The 26354-nt window shown below is 44.6% G+C and carries 29 protein-coding genes, 3 tRNA genes and 1 other RNA gene; 15 read left to right on the top strand and 18 right to left on the bottom strand.

The annotated features are described in order from the left end of the window. Positions 1-23: 23 nt before the first annotated feature. From O8C68_10520 to O8C68_10495, 6 genes are all read right to left on the bottom strand, one after another. Complete coding sequence (locus O8C68_10520) at positions 24-3260, bottom strand: type I restriction endonuclease subunit R (GenBank protein ID MCZ7396227.1); 3237 nt, start codon at positions 3258-3260, stop codon at positions 24-26. Further along, the gene (locus O8C68_10515; protein MCZ7396226.1) at positions 3257-4279 is read right to left on the bottom strand and encodes a hypothetical protein; all 1023 of its coding nucleotides are present in this window, start codon (positions 4277-4279) and stop codon (positions 3257-3259) included. Before O8C68_10515 ends, O8C68_10520 begins: the two co-directional genes overlap by 4 nt. Continuing rightward, a complete protein-coding gene (locus tag O8C68_10510; protein ID MCZ7396225.1) occupies positions 4276-5487 on the bottom strand; it encodes a restriction endonuclease subunit S in 1212 nt (403 codons plus the stop codon). The genes O8C68_10515 and O8C68_10510 overlap by 4 nt, the downstream gene beginning before the upstream one ends. Continuing rightward, positions 5480-7027: a class I SAM-dependent DNA methyltransferase gene (locus O8C68_10505; GenBank protein ID MCZ7396224.1), complete on the bottom strand. Its 1548-nt coding sequence runs from the start codon at positions 7025-7027 to the stop codon at positions 5480-5482. Before O8C68_10505 ends, O8C68_10510 begins: the two co-directional genes overlap by 8 nt. A gap of 152 nt (positions 7028-7179) precedes the next feature. Then, entirely contained in the window at positions 7180-7395 is a 216-nt protein-coding gene (locus O8C68_10500) for a hypothetical protein (GenBank protein ID MCZ7396223.1), read from the bottom strand. 171 nt (positions 7396-7566) lie between these two features. Continuing rightward, positions 7567-7923, bottom strand: a complete 357-nt coding sequence (locus tag O8C68_10495) for a hypothetical protein (GenBank protein MCZ7396222.1) — start codon at positions 7921-7923, stop codon at positions 7567-7569. A gap of 53 nt (positions 7924-7976) precedes the next feature. On the opposite strand from O8C68_10495, the gene O8C68_10490 reads away from it, so the two are divergent. Beyond that, the gene (locus O8C68_10490) at positions 7977-8717 is read left to right on the top strand and encodes a methyltransferase domain-containing protein (GenBank protein MCZ7396221.1); all 741 of its coding nucleotides are present in this window, start codon (positions 7977-7979) and stop codon (positions 8715-8717) included. A 14-nt stretch (positions 8718-8731) separates the two neighbouring features. Here O8C68_10490 and O8C68_10485 read toward each other — a convergent pair whose 3' ends face one another. Both O8C68_10485 and O8C68_10480 read right to left on the bottom strand, forming a co-directional pair. Beyond that, positions 8732-9409: a phosphoribosyltransferase family protein gene (locus O8C68_10485; protein MCZ7396220.1), complete on the bottom strand. Its 678-nt coding sequence runs from the start codon at positions 9407-9409 to the stop codon at positions 8732-8734. A gap of 1 nt (position 9410) precedes the next feature. After that, complete coding sequence (locus O8C68_10480; protein MCZ7396219.1) at positions 9411-9674, bottom strand: hypothetical protein; 264 nt, start codon at positions 9672-9674, stop codon at positions 9411-9413. A 51-nt stretch (positions 9675-9725) separates the two neighbouring features. Between O8C68_10480 and O8C68_10475 the strand changes: the two genes are divergently transcribed. Then, on the top strand, positions 9726-10154 hold the full coding sequence (locus O8C68_10475) for a nucleoside 2-deoxyribosyltransferase (protein MCZ7396218.1): 429 nt from the start codon (positions 9726-9728) through the stop codon (positions 10152-10154). Here O8C68_10475 and O8C68_10470 read toward each other — a convergent pair. After that, entirely contained in the window at positions 10123-11532 is a 1410-nt protein-coding gene (locus O8C68_10470) for a replication factor C large subunit (GenBank protein ID MCZ7396217.1), read from the bottom strand. The two genes, O8C68_10475 and O8C68_10470, sit on opposite strands and share 32 nt — an antisense overlap. 58 nt (positions 11533-11590) lie before the next feature. On the opposite strand from O8C68_10470, the gene O8C68_10465 reads away from it, so the two are divergent. Continuing rightward, the gene (locus tag O8C68_10465) at positions 11591-12682 is read left to right on the top strand and encodes an MFS transporter (GenBank protein MCZ7396216.1); all 1092 of its coding nucleotides are present in this window, start codon (positions 11591-11593) and stop codon (positions 12680-12682) included. Here the strand turns inward: O8C68_10465 and O8C68_10460 are convergent. Genes O8C68_10460 through serA form a run of 3 tightly spaced genes read right to left on the bottom strand, consistent with a single transcriptional unit; the run spans position 12648 to position 14965 of the window. Next, positions 12648-13211 (bottom strand): GMP synthase subunit A, encoded by a 564-nt coding sequence (locus O8C68_10460; GenBank protein MCZ7396215.1) that lies wholly within the window; start codon positions 13209-13211, stop codon positions 12648-12650. The genes O8C68_10465 and O8C68_10460 overlap by 35 nt on opposite strands. Then, complete coding sequence (locus O8C68_10455) at positions 13212-13397, bottom strand: hypothetical protein (GenBank protein MCZ7396214.1); 186 nt, start codon at positions 13395-13397, stop codon at positions 13212-13214. It abuts the gene before it with no gap. After that, positions 13394-14965 (bottom strand): phosphoglycerate dehydrogenase, encoded by a 1572-nt coding sequence (gene serA / locus O8C68_10450; protein ID MCZ7396213.1) that lies wholly within the window; start codon positions 14963-14965, stop codon positions 13394-13396. Before serA ends, O8C68_10455 begins: the two co-directional genes overlap by 4 nt. 96 nt (positions 14966-15061) lie before the next feature. Here serA and O8C68_10445 point away from each other — a divergent pair, with 96 nt between their 5' ends. The 10 genes from O8C68_10445 to O8C68_10400 all read left to right on the top strand — a co-directional run bounded on the left by O8C68_10445 (position 15062) and on the right by O8C68_10400 (position 21979). Further along, complete coding sequence (locus tag O8C68_10445) at positions 15062-15748, top strand: 2,5-diamino-6-(ribosylamino)-4(3H)-pyrimidinone 5'-phosphate reductase (GenBank protein MCZ7396212.1); 687 nt, start codon at positions 15062-15064, stop codon at positions 15746-15748. A gap of 38 nt (positions 15749-15786) precedes the next feature. Continuing rightward, positions 15787-16146: a BlaI/MecI/CopY family transcriptional regulator gene (locus O8C68_10440; GenBank protein MCZ7396211.1), complete on the top strand. Its 360-nt coding sequence runs from the start codon at positions 15787-15789 to the stop codon at positions 16144-16146. 195 nt (positions 16147-16341) lie between these two features. Next, positions 16342-17310: a M48 family metalloprotease gene (locus O8C68_10435; GenBank protein ID MCZ7396210.1), complete on the top strand. Its 969-nt coding sequence runs from the start codon at positions 16342-16344 to the stop codon at positions 17308-17310. Between the two features lie 317 nt (positions 17311-17627). Then, positions 17628-18488, top strand: a complete 861-nt coding sequence (locus O8C68_10430) for a coiled-coil protein (protein MCZ7396209.1) — start codon at positions 17628-17630, stop codon at positions 18486-18488. A 25-nt stretch (positions 18489-18513) separates the two neighbouring features. Beyond that, the gene (locus O8C68_10425) at positions 18514-18789 is read left to right on the top strand and encodes an acylphosphatase (protein ID MCZ7396208.1); all 276 of its coding nucleotides are present in this window, start codon (positions 18514-18516) and stop codon (positions 18787-18789) included. A 31-nt stretch (positions 18790-18820) separates the two neighbouring features. Next, an RNA gene (rnpB, locus tag O8C68_10420) (RNase P RNA component) lies at positions 18821-19141 on the top strand. A 34-nt stretch (positions 19142-19175) separates the two neighbouring features. Further along, entirely contained in the window at positions 19176-19418 is a 243-nt protein-coding gene (locus O8C68_10415; GenBank protein ID MCZ7396207.1) for a hypothetical protein, read from the top strand. A gap of 4 nt (positions 19419-19422) precedes the next feature. Further along, complete coding sequence (locus tag O8C68_10410) at positions 19423-19794, top strand: hypothetical protein (GenBank protein ID MCZ7396206.1); 372 nt, start codon at positions 19423-19425, stop codon at positions 19792-19794. 182 nt (positions 19795-19976) lie between these two features. Further along, positions 19977-21776, top strand: a complete 1800-nt coding sequence (locus O8C68_10405) for an HD domain-containing protein (protein MCZ7396205.1) — start codon at positions 19977-19979, stop codon at positions 21774-21776. Positions 21777-21823: 47 nt separating this feature from the next. Beyond that, positions 21824-21979 (top strand): hypothetical protein, encoded by a 156-nt coding sequence (locus tag O8C68_10400; GenBank protein ID MCZ7396204.1) that lies wholly within the window; start codon positions 21824-21826, stop codon positions 21977-21979. Between the two features lie 16 nt (positions 21980-21995). On the opposite strand, the gene O8C68_10395 is transcribed toward O8C68_10400, so the two are convergent. Beyond that, the gene (locus O8C68_10395) at positions 21996-22238 is read right to left on the bottom strand and encodes a hypothetical protein (GenBank protein MCZ7396203.1); all 243 of its coding nucleotides are present in this window, start codon (positions 22236-22238) and stop codon (positions 21996-21998) included. 112 nt (positions 22239-22350) lie between these two features. Here O8C68_10395 and O8C68_10390 point away from each other — a divergent pair, with 112 nt between their 5' ends. Next, complete coding sequence (locus tag O8C68_10390; protein ID MCZ7396202.1) at positions 22351-22725, top strand: hypothetical protein; 375 nt, start codon at positions 22351-22353, stop codon at positions 22723-22725. A gap of 56 nt (positions 22726-22781) precedes the next feature. On the opposite strand, the gene O8C68_10385 is transcribed toward O8C68_10390, so the two are convergent. The 5 genes from O8C68_10385 to O8C68_10365 all read right to left on the bottom strand — a co-directional run bounded on the left by O8C68_10385 (position 22782) and on the right by O8C68_10365 (position 24335). After that, a tRNA-Ile gene (locus O8C68_10385) sits at positions 22782-22856 on the bottom strand. Between the two features lie 18 nt (positions 22857-22874). After that, positions 22875-22947: transfer RNA gene (locus tag O8C68_10380), tRNA-Asn, on the bottom strand. Between the two features lie 73 nt (positions 22948-23020). Next, positions 23021-23845, bottom strand: coding sequence for an arsenite methyltransferase (gene arsM / locus O8C68_10375; protein ID MCZ7396201.1), 825 nt, complete (start codon positions 23843-23845; stop codon positions 23021-23023). Between the two features lie 19 nt (positions 23846-23864). Then, the gene (locus tag O8C68_10370) at positions 23865-24146 is read right to left on the bottom strand and encodes an HgcAB-associated protein (protein MCZ7396200.1); all 282 of its coding nucleotides are present in this window, start codon (positions 24144-24146) and stop codon (positions 23865-23867) included. A gap of 117 nt (positions 24147-24263) precedes the next feature. Beyond that, a tRNA-Cys gene (locus O8C68_10365) sits at positions 24264-24335 on the bottom strand. Between the two features lie 182 nt (positions 24336-24517). Here O8C68_10365 and thsB point away from each other — a divergent pair. After that, a complete protein-coding gene (gene thsB / locus O8C68_10360) occupies positions 24518-26179 on the top strand; it encodes a thermosome subunit beta (protein MCZ7396199.1) in 1662 nt (553 codons plus the stop codon). Positions 26180-26354: the final 175 nt, after the last annotated feature.

Below are 26354 nucleotides of genomic sequence, written 5' to 3'. Positions count from 1 at the left end.
GGGTATGCGAAATCTTATAATCCTCATTCCCTCCGGGTTATTTCATCTGCAATCAATTCCGCCTGTTTTAGCACTGTTTCTGTTGCAAGTGCCTGCATATCCGGAGGATAACCATATTGCCGCAAAGTCCGTTTGACAATCACTTTTAATTTCGCCCTGACGCTTTCTTTTATCGTCCAGTCGATTGATGCGTTTTGTTTCACTTTCTCAAATAAAACAATAGCCAATTCCCGTAACTTTTCTTTTTGCATCAGTTCTCTAGCGCTGTCATTATCTGCAATTGCTGTATAAAAAGCGTATTCAAATTCGGACAATCCCATTTCCTGTGGCTCACTGTCCATCTTCTTTATCTCTTTACTAAGTTCAATCAGTTCTTCTATTACTTCCGCCGCAGTAATGACCTTGTTATGATATCTCTTGATAGAATCTTCAAGCATTTCCATCAATGATCTACTTTGAACAAGGTTCTTTTTCAATCTCGACTTTATTTCATCGTTAAGAAGCTTTTTTAGGACTTCAAGAGCGATATTTTTATGTTCCATGTTCTGAACTTCTAAAAGAAATTCTTCTGATAATATAGAAATATCCGGTTTCTTAATACCTGCAGCATCGAAAATGTCTATCACTTGTTCGGTTACGAGGGCTTGATCTATAACTTGCCTGATTGCGGTTTCAATTTCTTCGTCGGTTTTGCCTGTTCCAGTGCTGTCAAACTTTACAAGTCTGGACTTTATCGCTTGATAGAAAGAGACTTCATCCTTCACATGCATTGCTTGCTCGTGCGGAATGGCGATAGAAAATGCTCTTGACAATGCAGTCACTTCATCAATAAACCGTTTCTTTCCTTTTTCAAGGCCAAGTATATGCTCTTCAGCAGCGAGTAATATTGATAGCTTTGTTGAGGTGTCTGCTGTAAAGTAATGTTCATAGGAAAAGCCATGAAACATTTGGGAAACGATTTCTAATTTTTCAAGCATCAGTTGAACAGCTTTTTCCTGAAGAATGGCGGCATCGCCTTTTCCTCCGCTATCAGAATAAAATGATAAAGCTTCTTTCAGGTCGGACGCAATTCCGAGGTAATCAACGACTAATCCACCAGGCTTATCTTTATAGACCCTGTTCACCCGTGCAATTGCCTGCATAAGAGTATGGCCTTTCATGGGTTTATCGATATACATAGTGTGCAGACACGGAACATCGAAACCAGTAAGCCACATATCTCGCACAATCACTAATTTTAATTCGTTTTCTGGGTCTTTCATTCTTTCTGCCAAAACCCGTCTCTGTTCTTTGGTGGTATGATGTTTTGAAATCTTTGGACCGTCAGAAGATGCAGAGGTCATTACAACTTTGATAACACCCTTTTTAAGGTCGTCGTTGTGCCATTGTGGTCTAATCTTGATAATCTCATCATACAGGTCGGCGGCAATCCTTCTTGACATTGCCACGATCATTCCCTTACCCTCAAACACTTCCTGTCTTTGCTCAAAATGGGTTACGATGTCCTGCGCAATCTGTCGTATTCGGTTTTCGCTGCCGATCAAAGCTTCCAGTTGTGTCCATTTCGCCTTTGCTTTTTGTGTATCGGCAAGGTCTTCATATTCCAATTCCTCATCCAATTCGGCAACAAGTTTTTTGCCTTCCTTGCTGAGGGCGATTTTTGCCAATCTGCTCTCGTAATAGATTTTTACCGTTGCGCCGTCCTCTACCGCCTGGGAGATATCGTAAACATCGACATAATTTCCGAAAACAGCGGGTGTGTTCACATCTGTTTTTTCGATGGGTGTACCAGTGAAGCCGAGGTAGGTCGCATTGGGCAAGGCGTCGCGCGTATATTTCGCAAAGCCGTAAACAATCTTCTTACCGATTACATTTCCCTTCTCGTCTTTTGCATCGATGGTTTTTGCCTTGAAGCCGTACTGCGTCCGGTGGGCTTCGTCAGCTATCACAATGATGTTGCGCCGGTCTGAAAGTTCTGGGTAAACGTTTCCTTCTTCGGGCTGAAACTTCTGAATGGTAGTAAATACTACTCCCCCAGATGCGACGTTCAGTAACTCTTTTAGATGATCTCTGCTTTCAGCCTGGACGGGGTCCTGCCTGAGAAGCTGCTTTGAAGCTGCGAAGGTGTCAAATAACTGGTCGTCTAGATCGTTTCTATCTGTGATTACCAATATGGTCGGATTGTCAAGAGCAAGAACGATTTTACCTGTGAAAAACACCATCGACAGTGATTTTCCGCTACCCTGGGTGTGCCATACAACTCCACCTTTGTGATCTCCTGCCGGTTGGGCATCTATACTGGTTAAACCGTATTTTTCTGGCGATTCCATCACCTTAAAACCATGGTAAGTTCCATTTTTATCAACTAAGTAACCTGATGCCCGCAAGGTAGATTCTACGGCTTTATTCACAGCGTAGTATTGATGATACGCAGCCAATTTTTTAATTGTCTGGATTGTTGTAACACCCGTTTCCTTGTCTTCCTTTTTTGATTTGTCAAATACAATAAAATGCCGGATAAGGTCCAAGACGGTTCGTTTATTGAGCATCCCATTGATCAGCGTTTCCATTTGCCCTATTAGATGCGACGCTTCAGTTTTGCCGTCAGAAGATTTCCATGTCATGAAGCGGCTGAAACCGGCAGAAAGGGAGCCTGCCTTTGCCTCCAGACCATCGGAGATAACCATAAAACCATTGTAAGTAAAAAGACTGGGAATTATCTGTTTGTAGGTTTGCAATTGTTTGAATGCAGATTTTATGGTTGCGTTCTCATCGGCGGGATTTTTTAATTCTATGATAACCAGGGGCAACCCGTTCACAAAAAGGACGACATCGGGGCGCTTGTTCACGTTATTTTCTATGACTGTGAATTGGTTGGCAACAAGAAACTCGTTGTTCTCTGGATTTGTAAAATCAATCAGCCAAACCAGGTCGCCCCTATCTGCTCCGTCTTTGTGATAACTTACTTTTATGCCTTCTGTCAGCATTCGGTGAAAAGCTTCGTTGTTGGCAATCAGTTCAGGAGAGTTAAGCCGTAATATCTGCTTGATAGCATCTTCTCTTGCATCTGCCGGAATAGTGGGATTTATTCTGCCAACAGCTTTTTTCAGACGCTCCAACAACAGTACCTCGTCAAAGGTTTTTCTCTCGGGTGTTGCGCTGTCGGGGGCTATTTCAGGAGCATAAATATACTGATAGCCGGACTTTTCCAATAGCTCAATTGTGAATTCCTCTATGGCAGATTCGGTCATTTTAGTCATAATAGTTCACCCAGTGAAAGGTTTATACAATTGGGTATAGTTGAAGGATCTTTTGCTATTTCTCGAGATGCCCCACCGATTATTTCATATGAATAATTGCCCGAATCATCAATCTTTTTAAAATAGCATAATTTCAAGTGAGAACCTTCCAGATGGAAATGAATGAAAGGGGAAATATTCAAAATCATGTTATCAAATTCAAGTAAAATTATTTGGTCATTCAATATTGGTGTAAAAAGAGTTAGCTCAGGGTCTGAGAATACTTTATCATAATTCTTTTCTTGTAATGAATGACCTTGAAATATATTAAACCTAATTTTATGAATATCGCCGATATTTCTTACATATCTTAATATGTAAACTTCTTCTAAAAAACTTAAATTAAAGAGTAAATTGGAGACTATTGGAGATAGATCCTCAAATCTACTTCGTGCTTCTTGCTCAGATAGAGCCGCAATGTGGGATAAGGAGTTTCTTTCTTGGTTTAATTCTTTAATTACTTCAAAGATATCCATCTCTATATAAGATGAAATATTTAATTCATTTTTATTCTGTTGGTCATATTCGATAATTTTTTGCATAGCCTCAACTTTCCACCCTAATCTTTCACTCATTAATCCTCGGAATCCATTTCTTATCTTTTCGCCGTCAAATATTCTAACGTTACTCAATAAAAATCTTTTATAATTAACTTCACCAACAACCAAACCATAGAGAACATAAATTAGGCTTTCCCAAGTTGATCTTAAAAGGTTTAATCTGTGTTGATCATTATCAAAAGCTCGTTCTGTTTTATGATAAAAGTATGCAATTGGTGCAGGAAAACTATCGTAAACAACTTGAGGGTGATCTTCCTTTTTTCGGTTTACATAATCTGTTAATTGTTCATTATATGCAATTTCATCCATTTCAAATAAAATTTGACTTGGGGGCCTAGAAAAGTTATTTCCAATACGAATATCACCATTTTCATCAAGAAATGATTCGAATTCTTCTCGATATTTTTGATAGTTTATCAAAATTCCACCATCACTTCACCACTCATCAGTTTGGGCAAGAGTGTATCCCGCAGTTTTTCGAGGGTGTGGATTTGCTTGCTATTAAATAATATTTTATCAATCCATGGTTTAGCAAGATATTCAAATTCATCCATCAAATATTTTGGTGGCATTATAACTTTGAAAGATTTCATCGCTTCTTGGTTTAAGCCTGGTTGTGCTGAATTTGCATTTAATTGAGCCAGTTCTTCTTCTTTTAATAAATAATAAATAAAAAGCTGATTTGATTTCTCATTACTACGCAAAATAAATACATGTTCATTGACAATACATTTTTTATAAGGGAATCCAATCCCAAACATTCCTTTTCTTCCTACATATGCACCGTCTTTATAAATTAAAATATCATAATCCTTTATAAAGCCTCTTTTTATTGACTTATAAAATGCTTCAGTTACATACTTGGTTTTAGAGAAATCATAATTACCTATACCATTAATATTCTCTGCACCAATACTGGGTATCCCAATTTTTAGATCGGGGTCAATTCCACCCTTCGGTCTACTACCTGACTCAATTAAAGAAATAATATCTTCCAACTTCCCTTCCCCCCACCCCTCATCCGCCTCCTCCACAAACCTCTGCCTGAAAAGTGTTTCCGCCATGGCTTCGAGGGTTTTGTTCTGGCGGTGGAGCAGATCTATCTTGTCATCGAGACTGGAAAGCACCGAGGCGATGGCGCGCTGTTCTGGAAGTGGCGGTTTTAAAAACTGATATTCCCTAATTGTAGTAGGCGATGTATGACGGATTGAAGTGCCAGAGGCCGCACCTACAATGAACCCTTGATAATCTTTTGTTCTCATCAGCCAATAAATGAAGTCCTTATCAATTTCATTTGATAAAAACTGAATTAAACCTATTCGCTGATTATGTAAATAATTCTTACCATTACTCCGTGGTACTTTTGCAGAATAACCAAGAGTATCTCCATCTTTACTCAAATCAGTCATCGTAACAATAATGTCATTTTTTTTTAGGACATATTCACTGGGATATTCACCTTTAAAATATTTGAATTTGCTAGATTTGAATCCCCCGCCAATATGAAAATTACCAGGAGTTACAAGTATATCCTTTGTGGTTTCTTCTGTAATATATTTGCCTTTGAAAGCAAATCCATGTTTGATATTAATAAATTGACCCAGATTACATTCTTTCCACTCACTCATCGAGCTTCACCTTCTGGAGGTTTTCAGCAATGAAGGCGTTCAGTTTTGCTTCTTCTTTCAACTGCTCATCAAACTCGGTTTTCAGCTTGGTGAAGCGTTCTTTGAAGTCGAAATCGTCTTCTTCGTCTGGTAAATCCACGTAACGCCCCGGTGTCAGAACATTATCCAGCTCACGCACCCGTTCTATGCTTGCGGAATTGCAAAATCCTTTGATGTCCTCATACTTGCCGTTGGGGTTGCGCCAGTTGTGGTAGGTTTCCGCGATTTTTGTTATATCCTCTTTTGAAAATTCGCGGGTTCTGCGGTTGATGAGATGCCCCATGTTCCGGGCGTCAATAAACAGGATTTCATCTGTGCGATTGCGGTATTTTCCATTGGCTTTGTTTCTGCTCAAAAACCACAGGCTGGCGGGTATCTGGGTATTCAGGAACAGTTTTGCTGGCAGGTTCACTATGCAGTCAACAAGCCGTGCTTCCACAAGTTCTTTGCGGATTTCGCCCTCGCCAGATGATTTGGAGGTGAGCGACCCCTTGGCCAGAACAAAACCAGTTTGTCCGCTTGGGCTGAGGTGGTAGAGGAAATGCTGTATCCAGGCGTAATTGGCATTGCCTGTAGGTGGAACACCGTATTTCCATCTGCCATCCTTGCGGAGCAAATCGCCGCTCCAGTCGCTATCGTTGAATGAGGGGTTAGCGATGACGTAATCCGCTTTAAGGTCTTTGTGAACATCGTTGAGGAAGGAGCCTTCGTTGTTCCATTTCACCTGCGAGCTGTCGATGCCCCTGATTGCAAGGTTCATTTTACACAATCGCCATGTGGTCTGGTTGCTCTCCTGTCCATAAATCGATATATCGTTTACCTTTCCCTGGTGTCCGGCAACGAACTTTTCCGATTGGACAAACATACCGCCTGAGCCACAGCATGGGTCAAAGACCCTCCCGTTATAGGGTTCAAGCATTTCCACCAGTAATTGAACAACGCTTCTTGGCGTGTAGAACTGTCCCCCCTTTTTACCCTCCGCCAGGGCGAACTCGCCAAGGAAATACTCGAAAACATGCCCAAGAATATCGGCACTTCTGGCTTTTGCATCACCAAGAGCGATATTGCCAACCTGGTCTATTAAACCGCCAAGACTTGTGGGGTCAAGGTTGCCCCGCGCATAGACTTTTGGCAAAACCCCTTTGAGCGAGGGATTCTCCTTCTCGATTGCGTCCATCGCGTTATCAACGTCTTTACCAATCTCTGGCTGTTTGGCTCTAGCCTGAAGATATGACCATCGGGCTACCGGAGGGACAAAAAAGACATTCTCGGCTTTGTACTCGTCCCTGTCTTCAGGATCAGAGCTGGCGTATTCTCCTTCGCCCTTCTGCAACTTGTCATATAAACCTTCAAATGCAACTGATATGTATTTCAGAAAAATAAGGCCCAAGACTATGTGTTTGTATTCGGCAGCGTCAATATTCTTTCTGAGTTTGTCCGCTGCTTTCCACAGTTGTTTCTCAAGAGGTTCTTCTTCAGTTTTAGTGTCGTTATTTGCCATTTTACCAATCCTTCGAATACAATCTCTCTCAAATCATTCATATAGCTATATTAAATCTATTCTCATTTACCCGATGGATAGACAAAGGAATTGAAAACATCTCAAACAGATATCCCATATTTGTTCAGCATCACAACCTCCCCGTCCCCACCTCAGCAGCCGACCCGCCCCGCCACCTCCCGCCGCGCCCCGACCGGAAGCGGCACGTCTTCAAATCCGCAAGAAAAAAGCCCATCCCATCGATGCGAGCTTGGGGAGTTCGGGTCTAATGGAATATTGCTGCGCCGGGAACATATCGGCGCCAGAAGTTTAATATTTATAGAATTATAAATATTTGGCGTAGCAGAAAATGCAATGAAGAGCGACACTTTAAATCTGCGTTCATCTGCGTTTATCTGCGGTTTTTAATTGTGTGTGACCTGGCAGGCTTTGGTTTTGAAGAATGAGGATGCTTCGGAAACATATCGGCGCCGGGGATTTAATATTTATATTGTGATAAAATATAGTTATTAATCTGCGTTCATCTGCGGTTCCGTTTTTCACTCCTCCTCTTCATCCTCATCCTCTTCCTTACCCTCTGCAAGCAGTATCTCCCCGTAAAGCAATTTCTCAATCACCTGCGAAACATACAATCGCTTCTGGTACTTCTCTATATCCTCATTCATGTGGAGCATGGAATCAATCTGAACCCGCAGCAATACGAACCTGAACTTCTCCTTGTCCTCGATCTCCATTGATTTGATGCTCTCAAGAAGATAGGGCAATTTATCGGGCTCGTCCACCACTTCTGCAATAGTAAGAATATTCTCGTGAACGTTTTCAATATCCACGTCCTTTTTGCCGATGAGAAGCCCCAGGGTTTTCAATGAAAATTTTTTATCCGTGTTATTAACCATGCAAACCATTATTCTTTATCTATTAAGTCCTATATTATCCCAGCGGAGAAGTAATGGAACCTGTAATTTTAAAGACATTCCACATGGGAAAGATGAAAGAGTATCTTGCCATGCCGGAAGGAGAGCTGCATACAGACCTCGGGGTAATCAAGCTTGATGAACTCAGGACAAAAACCTTCGGGGATACGATAAGCTCACACCTCAGTATCGAATTTATCATCCAGAAACCAAGAGCCCCTGATTTTTTCGCTCATGCGAAGCGAAGCGGCGCGCCCATGATGCCAAAGGATATTGGGGTGATTATTTCAAACACGGGATTATGCTCCTCAGATTACGTGCTGGATGCAGGTACAGGTTCGGGGATTCTTGCTATCTATCTTGGCATGATTGCAAAAAAGGTGGTTTCGTACGAGGTAAAGGAGGAGTTTCTTGAGATGGCGAGGCAGAATATTGCTCTTGCAGGTCTTACTAATATTGAATTGCGACTGGGGGATGTAGTGGAGGAAATCCAGAAGCTTGATGAGAAATTCGATGTCGTAACCCTTGATACCATTGCTGCTGCACAGGTTGTCCCGCATGTTCCGCGTGTTCTTTATCCTGGAGGTTTTCTTGCTGCATATTCGCCTTTTTTTGAGCAGGCCAAGGAAATCAGGGAAGCTATCGCGAAAACCAATTTCACCGAGGTCAGGACGCTTGAGAATATAGAGCGTGAGATTTCTTTTACAGAGAGGGGGACACGCCCATCGACTTCGAGGGTTGGTCACACCGGCTTTATCACGATAGCCAGGCTTTAAAACTATGCAAACAATCAGGAGCTGTTCCTGATGATAGAAATAACCTCTTCGTCAGAAAGGTCATACCAGTTCCTGTACGCATCCGCCACTGCAAAAGAAATCCCATGCCTCACGTTAAGGCATACGAGTTCATCCACCTCAGGAAGGATCAAGTCAACAGTTCTACCCGAGGATGTAGGAACGGCGACGATAATTTTCCCTGGCTTATTTCTTTTAACAAACCTGACAGCGGCAAGCATCGTATAGCCTGATGCAAGCCCGTCATCCACAAGAATTACAATCCTGTCCGCCAGGGAAGGAAAGGGTTTCCCCTTCCTGAAGACCTGGTTTCGTCTTTTGATAACTCCAAATGTATCTTCCGCCTGCGCCTTTATCTCGTCTTCTGTAAGCCCGAGCTGGTCAATCAATGGTTGATTTAAGATTACTTCCCCATCCAGCCCCATTGCGCCGAAGCCCGCCTCAGGATTATAGGGTATCTGGAGCTTTCTCACTATCATTAAATCCACGGGCAGATTAAGCGATGCCGCAATCTCCCTGGCAACTGGAACACCGCCTGATGGGATTCCAAGGACTATGCCCGGGCAATTCCTGTATTCTTTAAGTTTTTCGGCAATCAGGCTACCTGCTTCACCTCTGTCTTCAAAGACATGGAGTTTATCTCTCAGGGAAATTTCTTCGATTAACTTACCCATCCTACATCTTTTCCATCATTTCCAGTGCTTCTTCAAGCGGTAGCGCCGGAGCAATATGTGGCACTCCTATTTCCCTGAACGGGTGGGTTATCTTCAGGATTGCCTCCTCGTTCGGGGCATCGAATATTGCCACTGAGATGTGCCTCCCAATAAGTAGATATCTGCCTATCAGGTTTACTTCTTCGGGATATTTGAATTCTTTCCAGAGTTCAAGAAGCTTTGATGTATTCTCAGGCGCCCACTTAAACCATAATACGAATAACATGCACTCACCTCCCATAATTCATATATAATCAGGCATTATTTAAGGGCTTCGATGAGAATTTTCTTTGCTGGTTCTATAAGAGGCGGGCGAAATCTCTTGCCTGTCTACAAACAGATAATTCAACTGCTGAAAAAGCTGGGGCACACCATTGTGAGCGAGCATGTAGCCTCCACGCAACTGGAGGAATCTGAAGCCAGGCTTACGGAGGAGGAGATATTCAGAAGCGATATAAGCTTCATAGACGAGTGCGACTGCCTTGTGGCTGAGGTCACCATGCCATCCATCGGCGTGGGCTACGAGATATGTTATGCGGTATCGAAAGGTAAACGCGTGCTCTGTTTATATAAAGAGGGAACGAATGTATCAGCCATGGTGCTGGGGAACAGGCGAGTGACCTCAATTCAATACGTGGACGTGAAAGGACTGGGGAAAAGTCTTGCTTTATATTTCAAAAATCAAACAGAGAACTCTGGGATTTAACCTCTTTTTTTTCTTCTTTCTTAACTTCAACTTCCTGCTCTTCCTCAGCGTCTGATTCCTTCCTCCTGCCAAATCCACCGAACAGCTCCACCTCATGCTCGACCTCAGCTTCCCTCAGAGCCTGCGCCTCGTCGTATATCTTCTGGACATTTTTTGTCACGGACTTTGACTCCAGAAGAAATGCTATCTCTTCGGGCTCAAGTGCGAGCAATGCTGCAGCATAAGGCGCATATATCTCGTCCTTCAGCATCATCCTGAAAAAGGGCAATAACTGCGAACGGGTATAACTCATGGAGACATGACAGTGAGCCCCGATCTTTTTTGCTGTGGAATCCCGCACATGCCTCATGCCCTTTGTGGCTCCCAGCTTTCTCCATAGCGTCGGCGTCTGGTACTTCACGAAACCGGTATAACGATGAGACCGCGCAACCACCATCCCTGCGGTCATCAGCACGCTGGCATATCTCCACATGTTGTAATTCTGCCTCCGGCTCACCCTGCCAAGGAATACAGACGCCCTTCCTAGATAACGATACCCTTCTTCAAGGTCTTTTGCATCCGTATATTGAAGCGGCAGATTCTCGTCCACCCACTGGATGAAATCCTCAGGATTCTCATCAAGATTAAAAGTAGCTTTATGCGCCTCAATGATATTTCCTCCTTTAAAAATTTTCACCAGCACTTTAAAGATGCTCTCTTTGCTATCCCGCTCACCCGTGATTAAATCCGCAAGTTCAAGCATGGTCTTTCCCTGAGCCACAGCCTGAAGGTCATTTATGGCGCTTCGCAGGTCACCGTTAGCGTTCTCTGCGATCTTCTCAATCACGCCAAGCCCGCACTTTATGCCTTGTGCCTCCACGATCCTTTTAAGCGCTGGAATCATGGAACGCGACATCACAGAACTGAACTGGATGGGCTTGCAGGCACCTCGCAAACCAGTGGACATGTCGTAGAGTTCGTTTGCAATAAGAATTATGGGCTGGTTTGTCTTTTTTATCAGTTCGAGTATGGCTTTCTCCCCTCCCCTGTCCGCTGTTCCGTGGATATTATCAGCCTCGTCCATTATCACAAGCCTTTTTATACCGCTGAACGTACGCATCTGTGAACCTGAGCCTGCTACCTTTTCGATTATTTCCGCAGTTCGCTGGTCGCTGGCGTTCATTTCAAGCACCTCCCATCCCATATCGTATGCAAGAGCGTGGGCTGCCGTGGTTTTGCCTATCCCTGCCCTCCCGTAAAGCACAACAGCCCTCGCCTCAGGCGTGCCCTGCATCCATGCCTGCGCCCAGTTTTTAAGTTCCTCCACTGCCTTATTGTGACCCACTACCTCTGAAAGCGTTTGCGGGCGGTATTTTTCTGTCCAGTCGAGAGACGTCATGATTTATCAGTTTTACAAACTGTATCGCTTAAATACATATCTTTTCATTAGGCTTGTGATGAGAATAAACGCAATACAGCTTTGTATTAACTCGGCTATAATGATGTCCAATCTTTTCATCCCCGTGATTGCGCAGGATATCGGTGCTTCGGACACTGAGATAGGTATAATAGGCGCCGTGTACGGGGCATCGCTTTTTATTTCAACATACATATTCAGCAGGACATCGGACGCATTTCCTCCCAAGACATTCTTATATGCAGGTTTCCTGAGCGCCGCAGCTTCATTTTTCCTCCAGGTTTTTGCGAATTCCCCTCTCAGCCTTGGAGTGGTCAGGGCACTGGCAGGGTTCAGTGTCGGGATTTATCCTGCTGTGTTTTTGCTGTATGTTTACAACCTTAAACGAAGTATTGGAAAGTTCAGTTCTTTCATGCCATTGGGCTGGGCTATAGGGGATATGCTGGCGGGATTAATTGCAATTTACTGGGCTATAAGAGGAATTTTTGTTATAGCTTCATTATTTTTTGCACTGGCGTTCTTGATCACATTGACCTTGCCGCCAGGGGAAATCCGTACAAAAAAGAAAACGGATTATTTTTCCCCGCATATCCTGAAAAAAAATTGGAATGTTTATTTTGGATTTTTCCTCCGCCAGATCGGGGCTAACAATGTCTGGGTAATTTTCCCCTTGTATCTTGTGAGCCTCGGAGCGAATGAACTGGAGGTTGGATTAATTTATACGTTGAACCCTGCCCTGCAATTTTTCATTATGAGACGGCTTGACAGGATCAACACCAGAACGCTGATTCATGCCGGGGATTTATTTTCAGCAGCGGCGTTCGTAGCGCTAATACCGCTGACAATATACTATGAGGCGGTTGTGGGCATGATTCTTATCGCTTTCTCCTATTCATGCCTGTATGTAGGTTCAACGCGTATGCTCATTGAAACAAACGAAGAGAAAGGAGCTGCCGCAGGTTTGCTCAATTCTTCGATTGCCTTTGCAACAATAATCGGCTCCCTCATAGGTGGTGTGATTCTCCAGTACTACAGTTTTAAGGCTGTTATGGCAATGGGGGCTTTTTTTGCTGTTCTGGGCTACGCGGTCGTGGGTTTCAAAAGTTCCGGCAGACCTCAAAAAAGTTCCTGAATATGTCATTTCCCCGCTCAGTGTGTGAGACTTCGGGATGAAACTGCACGCCGTATAATGGTTTTGTCTCATGTTTCATGGCTTCCACCTCGCATATCCTTGAGCGCGCAAGCTTTATGAAATCAGGCGGAAGAGAGCATACCTCATCGGCATGCGATGCCCACACGTTTGTTCTTGGACCAATGCCCTTTAAAATATCATCTTCCTCTACGATTTCTATCTCGACAGCTGCATAGCCGCCGTAGGTGCCTTTTCCAACCTGCGCGCCATAAGCCTGCGCCATTACCTGATGCCCGAGACAGATGCCGAGAATGGGAAGGTCGATGTCCTTGACATATAAGCTGCAGTTGCCTGCGCGCTCAAGGGTAGGACCTCCGCTTAGTATGAGCCCGTCGGGTTCTTTTGATAAAATTTCTTCTACGGAGGAGGTATTTTTCATGAGCTCTACTTCCTGGTCCAGATCGCGCACCGCGCGGTGTATCAGGTGGCAGGTCTGCCCGTAATTGTTGATGACGACGATTTTTACCATTTATTCATCCGGAATCTGTGCAAGCTTTAACCCTGCCATACCCATAATGATAACAAAAATCAGCAGGGCAGCAGTATACCCGAATCCTGAGGCTGCGGGCAATATGAACTTTGCAGCAGCAATTAAAATAATAAATACCGCCACGCAGCCTATTGATATAATAATTTCAAGAGGCTTTTTTTTCATAAGACCACAAGTTTTGCATCTATTATTCCATCAACTGCCCTTATCTCATCGAGTATCTCGTCGCTCACTTCGCTGTCTATGTTAAGCACCATGATCGCATCGCCTCCTCTTGTAATCCTGCCCACCTGCATCCCTGCGATATTGGTATTGTTCTTCCCGAGTATCATGCAGCACGGTCCTATGATATTTGGTCTATCCTCATGCTTTGCCACTATCATATAGCCTGAAGGCACTACGTCAATCCTGTACTCATCGATGAGCACGATTCGGGGTTCCTTCCCTATTATGGAGCCGCTCACCAATTTCTCCTCGCCCTTCCTGCTCAGTTTTACTGAAATCTGGCTGGGATATCCCTCAACAGTCTTTGATTTGCTCTCGATTACCTTTATCCTGCGCTCTTTTGCTATTACGGGCGCATTTACATAATTCACGCCTGCACCGAGTATGGGTTCAAGTACTCCTTTGAGTACCGCAAGTGTTACGGGCGCCACGTCCTTGTCGGCTATTTCCCCGCTGTATGACACTTCGATCTTCTCATAATTGCTTCCGATGAGCTGCGTGCACAGCTTTCCCATTTTTTCAGCAAGAGGCAAAAAAGGCTCGATAATCTGCATCACATCGGGTTTAACATAGGGCATGTTAATGGCGTTTTTCACAGGAAGACCGCTCAACGCGTTCACTATCTGCTCAGCCACGGATACGGCTACATTAATCTGGGCTTCTTCGGTTGACGCCCCGAGGTGAGGGGTAACGATAACGCGGTCAAGCTCAAGAAGCGGGCTGTCAAATGGTGGCTCCTTGACGAAAACATCGATGGCTGCGCTGCTTACGATGCCGTCTTTAACCGCTTTTGCAAGCGCTTCTTCGTTGATGATTCCGCCTCTTGCGCAGTTGATGAGCCTTGAGCCCTTTTTCATAACCGCAAATTCCCTGCCGCTGATGAGGTCTTTTGTCTCCTTGGTTAGCGGGGTGTGGACTGTGATATAGTCGGCGTTTTTAACTATATCTTCTACCGTTGTCAGCTCAACACCGAGTTCATGGGCTCTCTCCTGCGATATGAATGGGTCGTAGGCAAGGATTTTCATCTCCATTCCCTGCGCCCGTTTTGCCACCTCTGCCCCTATCCTCCCAAGACCAACAACCCCAAGTACCTTTCCGCGAACCTCAACACCCATGAATTTCTTCCTGTCCCACTTCTTGCTTTTAAGTGAGGCATTTGCCTGGGGAATATTCCTGGACATCGCCATCATCATGGCTATGGTATGCTCGGCGGCAGATATGGTGTTGCCTTCGGGCGCGTTTACGACGATTATTCCCCGCTCTGTGGCAGCATTCACATCTATGTTATCCACGCCCACCCCGGCGCGACCAATGATTTTGAGTTTCTTTCCTGCATTAATGACGTCCTTTGTTACCTGCGTTTCACTCCTGACGATGAGCGCTTCGTAATTTCCTATCCTTTTTATGAGTTCGGCAGGCGGAAGACCTGTTGCTATATCAACATCAAATTCTTTTTTTAATATTTCAATGCCCTGCTCTGATACGGGGTCGCTTACAAGTATTTTCACTATTATCACCAGTAACGGGTTTTTAATAGGACTAATAGCATTTCAGCTTTTCGTTTAAGGCTTAGATATTTCAGGCTTGAAGTAGAAGAGGAAGCTATGCCAGCCGCAAGACCGTTTGTGTTCATCAATGCTGCCATGAGCGCGGATGGGAAAATCGCAACTGTCGAAAGAAAACAGACCAGGATTTCAGGCAGCCTTGATTTTGAGCGAGTGGATGAGTTAAGAGCCTCATCCGATGCAGTGATGGTAGGTATAGGCACCGTGCTTTCGGACAATCCCAGCCTTACGGTGAAATCAAAAGAGCGAAGGGAAAAGCGGCGTATGCGGGAGCTTCCCGAGAATCCCGTGAGAATAGTGGTGGACAGCCTTGCAAGGACACCTCTTGATGCTGATATTTTCAAGAAAGGCGAAGGCAAAAGGATAATAGCTGTCTCGGAAAGCGCACCGAAAGAAAGAGTAAAGCAGCTTGCTGAACATGCAGATGTAGTTGCTGTCGGTGAAAAAAACGTTGACCTTGGAAAACTGCTTTCGGAATTAAAGGCTCGAGGAATCAAACGCCTGATGGTGGAGGGAGGAGCAACATTGAACTGGGGGCTGATTTCTGCAGGGCTTGTGGATGAGATTTATACCTTTATGGGCAATATAATAATCGGTGGCTCAGGCGCGCCCACGCTTGTGGATGGCGAAGGATGCACTGGTGAATTCTGCAAGCTTAAGCTAATCTCCTGCGAAAAACTGGAAGACGGGGTTCTTATCAGATGGAAGTTTGATGAACCCTTCTAAACACAATCTTTAATAGCCTTTACGTCAATTGTAAACTTATGGTCAAGCTGGATCAGATCAACATTTCAAACAACGGTCTCACAAAGTTTTTCAGTCCCATCGAGGCTTCAATACTGAAGACGTTATGGAACGAAGGCGAGATGACCACGTCAGAATTAACCGAAAAAACAAAGATTCCATTGACAAGCGTAGCAGGAACCCTTGATCGCCTCGTCAAGGCTGGATATGCAGCAAGGGGCATGGAAAACGTAAACGGCAGGGTGCGGTATGTATATGAGCCGGTTTTTTCCGAAGAAGAAGCTGCAACTGAAATCACCACTAAAATCCTGGACAGCCTTGTGGACGCTTTCGGACCTGTTGCACTTTTGAATTTCTCAAAGTACAGTGATAAGAAATGAATTTATTAAGTGAAATAAACTGCTATGGCACGTGCCTTAAATTATCCGCTCCTTTTATTGCGCTGTTTATTGTTATTTCAATCGCATTACTTGCAGCAAGCCTGAAGCCGGGATAGCAGGAAGGGAAGCGCTCTCCTCGGCGCGCAGCAAGGTTGATAAAGTATTTATCTAAGGAAAAGTAAGAATGGTGAAAATATGTGGCTTAAATTGAGACTGTATTTAGTAATGGCATTATTGTTTTCCATAATCTATGGACTTGTAATAGTAGTGATGAATATCGCCGGGTTAAGCAGTTTGGGTGGTTTTTATTTTTATGGAATTCTGGCTACTGTCATGCTGCTCATCCAGTATATGATAGGCCCAAAGCTGGTTGAATGGACTATGGGTGTCAAATATGTGAGTGAACAGGATGCACCATTGCTCCACAGGATGGTAGCAGAACTTGCAAGGGATGCGGGGATTCCAAAGCCGAGGGTAGGCATTGCAAAAATACCCATACCCAACGCCTTCGCATTCGGTAGGTGGGCAAGCGACGGGCGCGTATGCGTCACTGAAGGGATAATGAACCTTCTTGATGAAAAGGAGCTCAAAGCTGTGCTGGGACATGAAATATCCCATCTGAAACACAAGGACGTAGTGGTCATAACGATGATAAGCGTTATCCCAATGATAGCATGGTATCTCGCAGGAAATTCACTGTTCTCGGGCAATCGAGGGCGCGGAAATAATATCCTTATCGGTATAGCGGCTTTTGCAGTATATCTAATAACAAATCTTCTTGTGCTGTACGTTTCAAGAATCAGGGAATATTACGCTGACGAAGGGTCAGTGCAGCTTGGAAATCAGCCGCATTACCTTGCCTCAGCCCTGTACAAACTTGTGTACGGCAGCGCAAAGGTTTCAAAGGATACATTGAGACCTGTAGAAGGAATGAAAGCCTTTTTTGCAAATGACCCTTCACGCGCAGCTGTTGAGATAAGGGAATTGTCCCAGCTCGACCTTGATGGAAGCGGTACCATCGATTTCAATGAACTGATGGCACTGCGGGCAAAGCCTGTTAAAATAAAGACCACAGATAAGATACTGGAAATGCTCAGCACCCATCCCAATATGCTCAAGCGTATCCAGCGGCTGTCTATGCTTCAGGGGACTTCCGCTTATTAATTTTTATCGATACCTCACTTTCGAAAGTCAGTCCGATTTTAAGATATTCACATGATTCTTAGTTTGGGGAGGGGCATTTCCTTTCCGAAAAGGTTAAAAGGAATGTGATATTATGAGGAAAAATCATTCACTCGTTATGCAGTGATTCCCTCCAAATTGTTTTGAGGATTCAAACGTTGCTTTGGCAATCGTGGAATTTCCGTAATCATTGCATATAAAATATGAATGATAGCCGAATGGCTGTCCCTTATCGGGACATGTACAGTGCATTATGAAATGCATAACCCCAACAGTTGTTGGAAAAGGAGGACTATAGGTTGTTAAATGAATTAATGAATAGAAAAACAGACTTAAAAGATAAGTCTGAAGAGTACAAAAACAAGAGAAACGAATTCAATCTGGAAGCAAGTAAGTGGGCGAGTAAGAGAAACGAATTAAATAAGGGCACCAAAGAAAAAATCGATGAGGCTCAGGAACTCAAGAAGCTGCGTGATGAGAATAATGAAAAGGTCGCGCAAGCCAAGCTCAAGCGTGATGAGTTGAATGAGCAGGCTAATAAAATATATGCTGAAATTGATAAAATCCGAAAGAGCCTGAATCTTGGCGATGGACCCTCGCTTAAAGAGTTAAAAAGACAGATAGACGTGCTGGAGTTTAAACAGCAGACCGAGGTAATGACCCCTGCCAAGGAAAGGGAACTCGTAGATAATATAGCCTCGTTAACCGAAGAGCTGAAGCGCAAAAAACATCAGCTCGAGGGCAATACCGAATTAAAATCATTGCTTGAAAACGCCCAATCCCTGCGTGATGAGGCGTTAGTATACCACAATAATGTTAAAGAGTATGCCGACGCTGCGCAGGAATACCATGATAAGATGATTGTGATTTTCAAAGAAGCCGATACAATAAGGGCAGAATCAGACGCAGCGCACAAGGAATTTGTGAAGGCGCAGGAAGCGGCTGATGAGCAGCACAGGTTGTTCATACAAACACAGAAAGAAATCCGTGAACTCAATAAGGTAATAATCGGATTAAAGAGAAAGACAAAGGAAAGTAAGGACGAATCCATACGGGAGCAGGCTAAGAAGGAAGCCGAGGAAGTATATAACCAGTTCAAGCTCGGTGAGAAATTGAATACCGAGGATTTGATGCTGCTCCAGAGGTCGGGACTTCTGTAACCCGATTCTCTTTTATTCCAATGACATGAATATCCGGGTTCATGTTTTCATTTCAGGGAAAGTTCAGGGGGTATTCTTCCGCTCAAGTACGAAGGATCAGGCAGAGGAACTGAGCGTCAGCGGCTGGGTTAGGAACCTTGCCGATGGAAGGGTTGAAGCTGTTTTTGAGGGTGAAGAGGGAAATGTTAGAAAGATGATAGAGTGGTGCAGGAGAGGACCGGAATATGCAAGGGTGGAGGATGTGGGAATTGTACAGGAACAGTATAAAGGGGAGCTTAAAGGGTTTGCACTGCGTCGGTAGATATAAACGGCAACAGGTTTAATTGTAGACCGAGAGAGGAAGGGCGGCTGCCGGCGAGATTTCGCTGAGGAAAGTCCCCTCACCTTCTGGACCGCGGATGCCTGTTAAGGGCATAGGGTGAGAATCCTGGCTCTGGAACAGAAACGATACCGCTGCGCAGATATGCGATGAGTTCGAAAGAATGAGGTCATGCGTGTGCGGGTGGAACGGCGAATCCCCGCGGGTGCAAGCCGAAATAGGGCAATAAGGGCAGTCCAGACCTGTCCGAGTACGGCGCATAGCTGAATGCTGCATAAGCGCGATAAGGGCATTGCCCTTGCGCTAAACATAAAGGGGCTTACTCTCCTCACTCAAATTTATATTCATAAATAGCATAGGGAGTTTATATGCTTAAAAAAACCGAGTTCGAGGCAAAAGCAAATAAAATATACGAATCTAATAAAAAGGAGTGGGAGAGCAGGTACTTGGGTAAAGTGATAGCTATAGATTTAGATGCAGAAAAACTTGCTGCTGTAGCGGATTCGCTATTGGAAGTGGATAAATTAATCGATAGGTTATGCCCGGATCATAAGATACTTGTTAGAAGAGTGGGGAAAAAATCAACGGTTGCGCGTGTTTTCAGGGCGTGAACGTTTGCTTGATAACACTTTTTCCTATATTGACAATGATCCTTTAGTTGTAATTAAGCTGATAAATCCTTCGACAGGTCGTGAAAAAGAAGCCTTAGCCTATGTTGATACAGGTTCGGATTCCATAGCAATTCCGAAAGACGTCTGGGAGGAATTAAATATCACAAGCTTTCGAGTGACATCTATTTCAGTTGTAGGCGGCGCTATTACAACATGGTACACAAAATTAGATGTGGAATTCCTCGGGAAACTGCACAGGGACGTGATAGTATTCTATCAGGAAGTGGGAGATGTGCTTCTCGGCAGAGCGGTGATAGACAATTATGCCGTAACTTTTAATGGAATAAATTCAACGCTCTCGGTGAGTAAAAAGTAATTATAGGTTCTCAAACAAAGGCAGTCCAGACCTGTCCGAGTACGGCGCATAGCTGAATGCCGTAGGGTGCTACAAAGGTACTACCTTTGCGCTAAACATAAAGGGGCTTACTCTCCTCACTCAATTTATTTTGGTATGAATGGATTCATTTTAATACTTCCCCAATCCAATCTAACATCATCATGCCCTCCATCATAGACCCCATCTACGGTCACATTGCAATAACCGAGCTTGAGCAGCTCATCATCAACACCCCGGAGATGGCGCGCCTGCGCCGCATCCAGCAGCTCGGGCTTGCCGACCTCGCCTTTCCTGGCGCCAACCATACGCGTTTTGAGCACAGCGTGGGTACGCTCTTCATCGCAGATAAAATGGCAAAAGCACTGGGTCTATCGCAGGAGGAGATAGTAAAAATCAGGATTGCAGCCCTTCTCCATGATGTGGGGCACTGCGCATTCTCGCATGTCGTGGAAAGCGTCCTTAAAAGAAACCCGTTATACCAGCCAGTGATCAATGGAAAGAATTTCCTGAACCACGAGATGTTCACAAAATACATCATAGCAAATTCATTCCATACAAAGCCTGAAATTGCAACACTTGCAGGCGCGCCGTTCTTTGAAGAGATCGCCCGGATGGCAACTGGCGATGTTGATGCGGTTTCAAAACCCTATCTTGCGCAGATAATCTCAAACGACATAGACGCTGACAGGATTGATTTCCTGCTTCGCGATTCATACCACACGGGCGTCTCTCTCGGGCTTGTGGACCTGGATCAGATTATAGGAAGCATGTCGCTATACAACGGCAGGGTAATACTGGGCGGTTCACAGAGTTACGACGAGGATATGGCGCTCACAGCCGCTGAATCCATGCTGATTGCAAGGGCGCATCATTATTCCGCGATTATCCATAATCCCAGAACGCAGGGAGCAAGGGTGATGCTTCTCCACGCGCTTGAAAAAGCGCTTGGCTTATATGAAAAATCGGGGAACGATGTCAGGACAACAATGGCGAAATTCTTCACTTCATACATAGACAGCGACCTTTTGAATTTTATAGAATCCAATGGGGATGAGAATTCCAAAAAACTGGTCTTGAACCTGCGAAACGGTTACATCTGCAATGCAGTTGCGCGTTTTACCTACAAGAACCTCAATCCGTTGACAAGAATGGCGCTTTCAACCATTGCCAGGAATGGTGTTGCCAGGAAGATGTTTGAAGATGAGCTTGCAAAACGTTTTGCGAAAAAATACGGCGCTCCTGTGCTTATAGACCTTGATATCGCAAGTGGAATCCCCAAAAGCACCCGGGTAAAACTCGGGGAGGAAGAAGGATTTTTCTATGACGAATCCACCCTGGCTAATGGGCTTGTAAGGGCGATTTCGCGCCAGATATCGCTGTGCATATTTTCAAGGAAAGAGGATGATTCCTCGCTATCCCAGGCGTCTCACGATTTCCTGCTCGGTATTGAGAGCCTGTCCCCAAAGCTTTTGCACTTTATCAGGAATGAGAACAACCTGCCCATCGAAGGTCTTCTTCTTATTTTCTACAGCGCGCACAGGATGTTCAGCAGGGAAGCGGAAGGAAGAATCACAATGCCAAGGCTTCGCAATATTAACCTGATATACCGCCTTGTGAGGGAATTTGAAAAAATAGACAGGCTGCGCAATCTATTCGATTATAAGTTCCACAACCGCTATGGCTTCCCGTACAGCGACAGGCTTTTTGAGGATATTCAGCTTCTTGTGGCAATGGGAATGGTGGACGAGGACCTGCGGTATTTTGAAAAAAAAGGCAGGTGGCAGCAGCGATACGAGTATGTTCTGACAAGCGATGGTCTTGAGTATGCACAATTAATCGCATCCGCATACCAGAACGAATTAAAGCTAATTGAAAACTATTTAACAATCAACAAACACTCTATTCCCAGGGACATTGTGAGTATCGCAAAAGGCAGATACAGACAAGAAGTAAAAGCATAAGATTTAAAATGAGTTACTGCCACTGCTAATTGAGTCGAATTTTTTGGATGAATTTATATACCATAACAAAAGAATATGATTCAGAGGGCAGGAAAATGAATGAAAAGCTAAGTTTAGATAAAGACGACCTTGTAATTGTTATTGTCATAATTGTTGTGTTTCTGGTTGTAGTCGGTGTTGGCTGGCTGCTGCTCAGTCATTGAAGAGAAGCATAAAAATTTATTCTTCTGATTTCGCTTCTCTTATAACTTCTTTCAGGGCATCCCGCAATCTGCCTTCAGGGTTTAAGATGTCGTCGGCAATCATATCAATAAGGAGGTCAAACCCGCCCGGGCTTGAGGATAAATAGTCCCTTATAACTGCATCCAGTCTTCCACAGCAGTCCACACATAAGTCAACGCCTTCTATCTCGGCATCATTTACAGGCTCAAGAGCAGTATGGCACAGGAAACATTCACTCATAACATCACCAGCGCCGTTAATGAACCTGACATCTTATCAATGTTATGCATCAGTGGCGATGCTGTCGAAAATTTAGTAACGCTTAAACTTTGAGCCGTTTATTAGGTCGCGCATGGTAAAAGTAGAAGTTGTGATGGATGAAAAAGCAATTCTTTCGAGGCACATGCTTAACCTCAAGCTCATAAAATTCTCATGGGCATTGTTTTTCATACTGATAGGAGGAAGCTGGATTCTTGAAAGCCTGCACCGCATAGACAACACACAAAAATGGGCATTCATATATGCAGGAAGCGGCGGAATACTGCTTTTGTTGAACCTTCTGCGGATTATCTGGAAGCTCAATATCAGCAGGTTCACCATCGGGCTTGGCGTTCTGGGAGTTCTCTTAGGCGCAGTGAAATATTATGCGCTTCCCGATTTTTCTATCTTGGCTGCGGTGGTGCTGATTGTTGGAGTGTTCATGCTTTTTGAAGCGATGAGAAAATAATTTCAGCAATGTTATTCTCCCCAGGATCGCAGGATGATTAACACTGAATGAATCAGTGGGCCCGACCGGATTTGAACCGGTGACCGCCCGGTTATGAGCCGGGCGCTCTGGCCTGACTAAGCTACGGGCCCGAATATTTTTCTTCAAAACGCCGCCAACAGGGCTCGAACCTGTGACATCCTGGTTAACAGCCAGGCACTCTACCAGCTGAGTTATGGCGGCATGTGCTTGAAGCGAATCTCTAAAGGCATAATCTGATTTAAGCCTTTTGTTAATGCTTACGCCAAACCTTTGGTTATATTTTTATTCCCTGAACCTTTATGCTGGCAACAGATTCGGCACTCTCCTTTATAGCCTCGCCCGGAATATTAAAATTCTCGATTATAGCCTTCGCAGTCGGGTCGTTCGCCATCAGCTCGATCGGATAATGCGTCTCGTCCATTATTTTTACATCCCTGAAGCCTGCATTCTCTATCGCTTCTAAATATTCATCCTTCATAATAGCGCCCGAAAGGCAGCCGATATAAGCCTCGACGGAATTTTTTACCAAAGCAGGAAGCTCTTTTAGCAAAACCAGGTCAGAAACCATCAGCCTGCCTCCAGGCTTCAGCACCCTGAACGCTTCCTTAAAAACTCTTTTCTTATCTGGCGCAAGGTTGATGACGCAGTTGGATATGACCGCGTCAACTGAGTTATCAGCGGCGGGGATATTTTCAATCTCTCCGAGCCTGAATTCCACATTTATATAATTGCCCGCTCTTGCATTTTCCCTTCCCTTATCAATCATCTCGGGCGTCATGTCCACGCCTATGACTTTCCCTTTCCTGCCGACTTTATTTGCAGCAAGAAAGCAGTCAAAACCTGCTCCTGAGCCCAGGTCAAGCACAGTTTCTCCCTCTTTTAACGATGCAAGAGCCACAGGATTCCCGCACCCAAGACCGAGATTTGCACCTTCGGGAACGGAAGCCAGCTCTTCATCCCCGTATCCTATCCTCTTGCTGATATCCACTGCTTTGTCCGTACCGCAGCAGGGAGTTACGGGAGCACAGCACGGGAGCTGCTTTTTAGCAATCTTCGCATAACCCTCTCTAACTACGTTCTTTATTTCTCGTTCTTTCATTTTGACTCCTCCTTCTCAATTATTCTGTGATTATCTCCTTCATCATCGGACCGAGTAAACCCTTTACCATTTCTGCAAAATCGTCTACCTTGAGCAATGAAAGGCAGCAAACCTTCCCTTCTTTTTCCCAGCTTATGACAGCTAACTTATCGCCTGTGCGGATATTTGCCTTTTCTCTTATCTCCTTGGGAAGTACCATCTGCCCCCTGTCGTCTATGCTTACTATGGATTCCACTTTGCAGCAGCCCAGTTTTTTGTCAAACGGGGGGCAACAGAATTCGTTCTTATCTTTTTTGACCATTTTCATTGCCTCATTGGTAATTAGTATTCTCAATATTTAAATTTTTCTGAATAATCAGAATAGACTGAATACAATAAAATCAATCAAACTAAGGGGAGAACTCTATTAAAAAATATAAGCCAAGGTCCGGAATCGAACCGGAATGGAATCGCTCTGCAGGCGATTGCGTAGCCTTTCCGCCACCTTGGCGTAAGCGGCTACATAGGCATTATGGTTAATAAGGTTTTTCGCTATGATTTTCAATTACATTTTTATATAATTATATAATTTCTTATGCGCAATACTTATATAGAATTACAAACAATGAGAATGCCCCGTACAAGCGAGTATTGTACGCATTGCTAAAATGAAATTTTAACGGAGGCTTATTTATGGCAGGACAATTAGGCGGACAGCCGATCTTGATTTTAAGAGAAGGCAGTCAGAGAACAAAAGGAAGAGAAGCACAAAACAACAACATCATGGCAGCGAAAGCTGTAGCAGCGGCAGTAAGAACAACCCTCGGACCAAAGGGCATGGATAAAATGCTCGTTTCTTCGCTCGGGGACATCGTTATTACAAACGACGGGGCTACCATTCTCAAGGAAATGGACATCGAGCACCCTGCTGCGAAGATGATAGTTGAGGTCGCAAAGACTCAGGATGACGAGGTCGGGGACGGCACGACCACGGCTGCAGTTCTTGCAGGCGAATTCTTAAAGAATGCAGAAGACCTTCTGGAACAGAACGTCCATCCCACGGTCATCGCAAGCGGGTACAGGCTTGCATCAATAAAAGCAAAGGAAATCCTTCAAACCCTTGCGATGGATGTAGACGTAAATCAGAAGGACTTATTATTTAAGATTGCCGCCACTGCAATAACAGGAAAAGGTGCTGAGGCACACAAGGATGTTTTTGCAAATCTTGCGGTAAATGCCGTACTGGCAGTGGTGGATAAAGAGAACGGTAAATATACGGTAGATGTCGAAGATGTAAAAGTGGAGAAAAAAGTGGGTGGCAGCATCGAAGCGTCGGAATTGATCGAAGGCATGGTAATAGATAAGGAGAGAGTCCATACCAACATGCCAAAGAAGGTCAAGGACGCGAAAATATTATTACTCAACGAAGCCCTCGAGATCAAAAAAACGGAGGTGGATGCTGAAATCTCAATAAAATCGCCAGACCAGCTCCAGTCCTTCCTCGACCAGGAAGAGCAGATGCTGCATGACATGGTCAACAAGGTAATTGACTGCGGGGCAAACGTTGTCTTTGTGCAGAAAGGAATAGATGACGTCGCGCAGCATTATCTTGCAAAAGCGGGCGTATATGCGGCACGCCGTGTGAAGAAAAGCGACATGGATAAGCTTGCCCGGGCCACTGGCGCAAAGATACTTACGAGTTTAAAGGAAATCGGTGAATCCGACCTTGGAAAAGCAGGTAATGTTGAAGAGAAGAAGATTGGCGACGAGGCAATGACATATGTTACGGAATGCCATAATCCCAAGGCAGTCTCGATTATCCTTCGAGGCGGAACAGAGCATGTGGTGGATGAGGCAGAGCGGGCGTTACATGATGCATTGCGCGTAGTCGGCGTTGCAATCGAGGATGAGAAACTCGTTGCAGGCGGCGGTTCCCCAGAAGTAGAACTGGCGCTGCGCCTGCGTGAATACTCAGGCACATTAACGGGAAGAGAACAGCTTGCAGTGGCCAAGTTTGCCGAGGCGCTTGAAATAATCCCAAGAACCTTAGCTGAGAACGCAGGTCTTGACCCCATAAATATGCTTGTTGAGATGCGAAGCCAGCATGAGAAGGGCAAGAAAACCGCAGGTCTGAATGTGTTCACTGGCAAAGTCGTGGACATGTGGAAGGAAGGAGTGGTTGAGCCGCTCAGGGTGAAAACGCAGGCAATCGATTCAGCTACGGAAGCAGCTACCATGATTCTGCGCATCGATGATGTGCTCTCCAGCAAATCTGCCCCAGGCGGCGGTATGCCACCCGGCGGAATGGGCGGAATGCCACCTGGAGGCATGGGCGGAATGGAAGGAATGGATTAAATCCTTCCGTTTCTTTTTTTAGGGTTTTTATTTTGTGAACCGCAGATGAATGCAAAACTTTATGAAAGTTTTATCAAAAACTGTTGCGGCAGTTTACCCCGCACAACCGTCACGTCAGTTGACGCCGTACACACGTATGCCAGCGCACGGGCATACGTGGATGCGTCCTCAAGGG

Origin of the sequence: Candidatus Methanoperedens sp. (assembly GCA_027460525.1) — an archaeon.
Classification (GTDB): Archaea; Halobacteriota; Methanosarcinia; order Methanosarcinales; family Methanoperedenaceae; genus Methanoperedens.
Note: the sequence above shows the minus strand (reverse complement) of the source record. Positions and strands in the feature narration are given on the sequence as shown.

Bases quoted from the DNA above. Each gene is read 5' to 3' on its own strand.
- O8C68_10520 (MCZ7396227.1), bottom strand. From the start codon at position 3,260: ATGACTAAAATGACCGAATCTGCCATAGAGGAATTCACAATTGAGCTA.
- O8C68_10510 (MCZ7396225.1), bottom strand. From the start codon at position 5,487: ATGAGTGAGTGGAAAGAATGTAATCTGGGTCAATTTATTAATATCAAA.
- O8C68_10505 (MCZ7396224.1), bottom strand. From the start codon at position 7,027: ATGGCAAATAACGACACTAAAACTGAAGAAGAACCTCTTGAGAAACAA.
- O8C68_10495 (MCZ7396222.1), bottom strand. From the start codon at position 7,923: ATGGTTAATAACACGGATAAAAAATTTTCATTGAAAACCCTGGGGCTT.
- O8C68_10490 (MCZ7396221.1), top strand. From the start codon at position 7,977: ATGGAACCTGTAATTTTAAAGACATTCCACATGGGAAAGATGAAAGAG.
- O8C68_10485 (MCZ7396220.1), bottom strand. From the start codon at position 9,409: ATGGGTAAGTTAATCGAAGAAATTTCCCTGAGAGATAAACTCCATGTC.
- O8C68_10480 (MCZ7396219.1), bottom strand. From the start codon at position 9,674: ATGTTATTCGTATTATGGTTTAAGTGGGCGCCTGAGAATACATCAAAG.
- O8C68_10475 (MCZ7396218.1), top strand. From the start codon at position 9,726: ATGAGAATTTTCTTTGCTGGTTCTATAAGAGGCGGGCGAAATCTCTTG.
- O8C68_10470 (MCZ7396217.1), bottom strand. From the start codon at position 11,532: ATGACGTCTCTCGACTGGACAGAAAAATACCGCCCGCAAACGCTTTCA.
- O8C68_10465 (MCZ7396216.1), top strand. From the start codon at position 11,591: ATGAGAATAAACGCAATACAGCTTTGTATTAACTCGGCTATAATGATG.
- O8C68_10460 (MCZ7396215.1), bottom strand. From the start codon at position 13,211: ATGGTAAAAATCGTCGTCATCAACAATTACGGGCAGACCTGCCACCTG.
- O8C68_10455 (MCZ7396214.1), bottom strand. From the start codon at position 13,397: ATGAAAAAAAAGCCTCTTGAAATTATTATATCAATAGGCTGCGTGGCG.
- O8C68_10445 (MCZ7396212.1), top strand. From the start codon at position 15,062: ATGCCAGCCGCAAGACCGTTTGTGTTCATCAATGCTGCCATGAGCGCG.
- O8C68_10440 (MCZ7396211.1), top strand. From the start codon at position 15,787: ATGGTCAAGCTGGATCAGATCAACATTTCAAACAACGGTCTCACAAAG.
- O8C68_10435 (MCZ7396210.1), top strand. From the start codon at position 16,342: ATGTGGCTTAAATTGAGACTGTATTTAGTAATGGCATTATTGTTTTCC.
- O8C68_10425 (MCZ7396208.1), top strand. From the start codon at position 18,514: ATGAATATCCGGGTTCATGTTTTCATTTCAGGGAAAGTTCAGGGGGTA.
- O8C68_10415 (MCZ7396207.1), top strand. From the start codon at position 19,176: ATGCTTAAAAAAACCGAGTTCGAGGCAAAAGCAAATAAAATATACGAA.
- O8C68_10405 (MCZ7396205.1), top strand. From the start codon at position 19,977: ATGCCCTCCATCATAGACCCCATCTACGGTCACATTGCAATAACCGAG.
- O8C68_10400 (MCZ7396204.1), top strand. From the start codon at position 21,824: ATGAATTTATATACCATAACAAAAGAATATGATTCAGAGGGCAGGAAA.
- O8C68_10395 (MCZ7396203.1), bottom strand. From the start codon at position 22,238: ATGAGTGAATGTTTCCTGTGCCATACTGCTCTTGAGCCTGTAAATGAT.
- O8C68_10390 (MCZ7396202.1), top strand. From the start codon at position 22,351: ATGGTAAAAGTAGAAGTTGTGATGGATGAAAAAGCAATTCTTTCGAGG.
- arsM (MCZ7396201.1), bottom strand. From the start codon at position 23,845: ATGAAAGAACGAGAAATAAAGAACGTAGTTAGAGAGGGTTATGCGAAG.
- O8C68_10370 (MCZ7396200.1), bottom strand. From the start codon at position 24,146: ATGGTCAAAAAAGATAAGAACGAATTCTGTTGCCCCCCGTTTGACAAA.
- thsB (MCZ7396199.1), top strand. From the start codon at position 24,518: ATGGCAGGACAATTAGGCGGACAGCCGATCTTGATTTTAAGAGAAGGC.